The sequence below is a fragment of the uncultured Aureimonas sp. genome, from assembly GCF_913775355.1.
Taxonomy (GTDB): domain Bacteria; phylum Pseudomonadota; class Alphaproteobacteria; order Rhizobiales; family Rhizobiaceae; genus Aureimonas.
The window spans coordinates 1-4,050 of the sequence record NZ_CAJYIU010000270.1 but is presented as its reverse complement, the minus strand read 5'-3'; the positions used below and the strand labels follow the sequence as shown (position 1 = coordinate 4,050).

At 67.1% G+C, this 4,050-nt stretch carries 4 protein-coding genes; all 4 read right to left on the bottom strand.

All coding sequences use genetic code 11. From position 1 onward, the window contains the following. The coding region (locus tag QZ753_RS16455) for a GTP-binding protein (protein WP_294645172.1) at positions 1-566 on the bottom strand (566 nt) is incomplete at its 3' end. Positions 567-815: 249 nt separating this feature from the next. After that, positions 816-2,048, bottom strand: coding sequence for a diaminopropionate ammonia-lyase (locus QZ753_RS16450; RefSeq protein ID WP_294645170.1), 1,233 nt, complete (start codon positions 2,046-2,048; stop codon positions 816-818). Positions 2,049-2,213: 165 nt separating this feature from the next. Beyond that, on the bottom strand, positions 2,214-2,831 hold the full coding sequence (locus tag QZ753_RS16445) for an SCO family protein (protein WP_294645169.1): 618 nt from the start codon (positions 2,829-2,831) through the stop codon (positions 2,214-2,216). Positions 2,832-2,896: 65 nt separating this feature from the next. Further along, positions 2,897-4,050 (bottom strand): CopD family protein (locus QZ753_RS16440; protein WP_294645167.1); only part of this gene is annotated, 1,154 nt, incomplete at its 5' end.

Here is a 4,050-nt window from a genome sequence, read left to right as displayed (position 1 = left end):
CTGGCGGCCGAGATCTTGTTGAGGACGATCACGTCGGCGAACTCGATCTGCTCGACGAGAAGGTCGACGAGCGTGCGCACGTCGCCGTCGCCCGCCGTCTCGCCGCGGTCGCGCAGGAAGTCGGACGAGCTGTAGTCGTTGAGGAGGTTGGCCGTGTCGACCACGGTCACCATCGTATCGAGCTTCGCGACGTCCGAGAGGCTGGCCCCGGCCTCGTCGCGAAACTCGAACGTTGCGGCGATGGGAAGCGGCTCGGAAATCCCGGTGGACTCGATGAGGAGATGATCGAAGCGATCCTCCTCGGCTAGGCGCCGAATTTCGGCGAGAAGGTCGTCGCGCAGCGTGCAGCAGATGCAGCCGTTGGTCATCTCGACCAACTTCTCGTCGGTGCGCGAGAGGTTCGCCCCGCCCTCGCGCACAAGTGCGGCGTCGATGTTCACTTCGCTCATGTCGTTGACGATGACCGCGACACGGAGCCCTTCGCGGTTGTTGAGCACGTGGTTCAGCAAGGTCGTCTTTCCGGCTCCGAGAAAGCCGGACAGGACGGTGACGGGCAACTTGCGCATAGCCAACTCCGATAGTGGATCCGGCTGAGGCGTGTAATGTTATCTCATAACAAACGCAAGGTAGGTGTATCCCCTCTGGGCACGTCCGTCTTTGGTTCGCCGCAACATGGCGGCGCTTGGGGCTGCCGAATCGCGGATAGGCTCCCGGTATCGCGGCTTCCTGGGTGGGCTGCCGCAGGAGACGATGCCGTTCGGGAAGGTTTACGAAGACGTCCGAGCCACGAACTCGAACGCTGCAGGCAGGAAGCGTTATCGGCGCTCGTCGACGCGATGTTGCGGCCTCGAGTTTTGCGGTCCCATCCGTACCTGATCGGGATCGAATCCCACGAGTTCCCGATAGAGACGGGGATCGGTGGCGCCCTCCGTGTTGATCACGAGAACGCGAGAGGCTTCGTCGAGCCGGAGTTGCCGACATGCTTCCGGATCGCGCATCGCTGTGGCGAAGCCCGCAAGCCCCACGCCGCCGCTCTCGCCGGCGACGATCGCCGGATCGCTCGCAACCGGACGGGCAAGACGGTTCATGGCGGCGAGCGCGTCGCCCTCGTCGACCGTCATGAACGCATCTGCAACACGCGAAAGGACGCGCCAGGCGACGAGCGAGGGTTCGTAGCATTCCAGCATGGCCATCACGGTCGGCTCCCCATGCCCGACCTTGACCGGACGTCCGGCTTTCGCGCTCTCGACCAAGCAGGCGGCGCGCGCGGGATCGACCACCACGACGGTCGGGCGCCGATCACCAAGGACGAGCGCCATGTGGCCCGCGACCGCCGCCGCAAAGCCGCCGACCCCTATCTGGAGGAACACGTGCGTCGGCGGGTCGAGCAGACGAAGGAGCGTTTCGCGGACCAGAAGGGTATAGCCCTGCATTACGAGAGACGGGATGCGTTCGTATCCCGGCCACGACGTATCGGAGACGACGATCCAGCCCCGCTCCCCGGCGACCTCGGCAGCGCGGGCGATCGAGTCGTCGTAGTTGCCGTCGACACGGATCATCTCGGCGCCGAAGTGCGCGATCGCGGCGACCCGCTCGTCGCTGACGCCCGAATGGACGAAGATGGCGGCCTTGGCACCGACCCGGCTCGCTCCTTGCGCGACCGACCGGCCGTGGTTGCCGTCGGTCGCGCAGGCGACCGTCATCGACGACGCGACCGTCGCCACCTCCTGGCTTGCAAGCTCGTCGAACCCGATCCTCCGGCCGAGGCGGCGCGACGCTTCCTCAACGACGAGACACGCCACGGCATAGGCGCCGCCGAGGGCCTTGAAGGAGCCGAGCCCGAGACGTTGGCCCTCGTCCTTCACGTGGACGTTTGCGACCCCGAGCTCGGCCGCCAGCCCACGCAGCTCGAGAAGCGGCGTCTCCGCGCTTCCGGCTTGCGTTTGAAGCCAAAGCTGGGCGGCATCGGTACCCCACGGTCCGAGCGTGGACGCATCGGCTTCCTCAAGCGACCGGCCACGTTCGGGCGACGTGTTCATGACAAGCATCGTGGATCCTCATTATCTTCTTGCATCATTCGTAGCGAAACGGGAGCGCCTTCGTAGCTCCGACCATTCCGCCGATGTTGCGGCTGTCTCCGGGCGTTTCGACCGTTCGGATGACCATACGGTCGTCCGCCTGAGGTGTAGTGGCGAAGACCGAGCCGCCGTCCGTCACGTCCCGGTCGTTGGCGCCGAAGCCTGACGCAGGAGGATGTGGCGGATTTTGTCGATCGCCTCCTCGCGTGGCGTGCCGTACGGGATCAGTCCCTTCAGCCGACCATCCCGCCCGACCAGCAGCAGCGAGGTCGTGTGCTTCACGTGGTAGTCGTTGCCGTCTCCGTCCTTGCGGGCGACGATGAGCCAGGCCTGCGACGCTTTGTGCATCTCCGCCTCGCTTCCCGTCACGCCGACGATCCGGTCGGAAATCGACGCGACGTAAGGACCCATCACGTCCGACGTGTCGCGCTCGGGGTCGACGGTGAAGAAGAGCGCCTGAAGGTCTCGGCCTTCGGGCCCCAGTTCGTTCAGCCAGTCCGCCATCTCGATCAGCGTCGTCGGGCAGACCTCCGGGCAGTTGGTGTAGCCGAAGTAGACGAGCGACGGGCGTCCCTCGAACACATGCTCGGTCACCGTGCGGCCCAATGTGTCGACGAGCTCGAAGGGGCGCTTGACCGCGCTGTGCTCCGCCTGACCGACATAGACGAAGCCAAGGCCGGCGAAGAGCACGCCGAGCAGCGCAACGAGACCGCCGATCGCGAGCATGCGGTTGGCTGAAGCGGGCGATGACATCGAGATGATCCTTTCGGTCTCCAACGCTGATCGGTGGTCGGGGCTGTCGGGCGGCGAGGCGATCGTCAGGGTCTGACGTCGATCGTCGTCGCGATGCGCTCCAGGGTGAAGTCGTCGATCAGCACCTCCACTTGGACGGCCCAGGCGCCAGGAAGGGGCAATGTCGCATCCGCCCGCCAGACCCCATCGCCGCGGTTCTCCGCCGTCCGCCGGATGGGGCCGATCCCGTTGACGGCCTGCTCGAACACGAAGGTGACGGACGTCGGGGCGACGGGTCCGTAGTCGATGGTGAAGAGCGTCGCTTCGGCGGTGACAGGCCCGGCCCGGCCGGGGACCAGCGACAGGTCGGCCATGACGGTTCGTCCCATCGCGTGGGCTAGGGCGGGCTCGGCCGCGATCGCCACTTCGACACGGGGCGGCGGCGTGAAGCGCCACAAGGCGACCGTCGACAGGATCAGGACCGCCACTCCGACCTCGGCGAAGATCACCCGACGCATCGCCACGGTTGCCGATACCTCGCCGCGCAGCGTCCGCTCGGTGAGGCGCCAACGGTTGTAGGCGGCGAGCGAGAACAGAACCGCGAGGAGGCAGAGCTTGGAGAGAAGGACCCGTCCGTAGGCGGTGGCCCAGAGCGCGGAGACGATGCCGACCTGCACCGCCGCGAGAACCGTGCCCGATACCAGTAGCGCGACGACGACCCACGGGATAAACTGCGAGAAGCGCCGCAGCGCCGCCGTGTTGACCGGAGAGCCTCCGCGCAGGGACGCGGCCAGCGGCACGAGGGCGCCGATCCACAGGGCGACCGCAAGCCCGTGCACGGCGACCGCCGGGCGCATCAGCCATGTCGGAGAGGCATTCGAGGCGTGACCACTCGACGCCAGGGCAACTCCGACGCCGAGCAACGCGGCGGACGACAGCAGCGCGGCAAGGAACTGGCCGGGCACCCACGTCGCCAGGAGCGCCACCACCATGGCCGCGGCCGCAACCGCGAGCGTCCAGGTGAAGCTGGTTCCTGCGCCCGCCTGCCACACGTGGGGATCGGCGAGCGCCGCCAAAGGCGCGCCGAGGGCATCGAGCCCTTGGGCGATCAGCGCGACGGGTGTCGCGAGAAGTCCTGCCAGAAGGGCCGCAAGGACCAGACGCAGTGCGGCGCCGGACGGCCGTGACCCCACGAGAAGCCCGGTCGCGCCGCCGACCCCGAGGAAGAGCCCGACATACA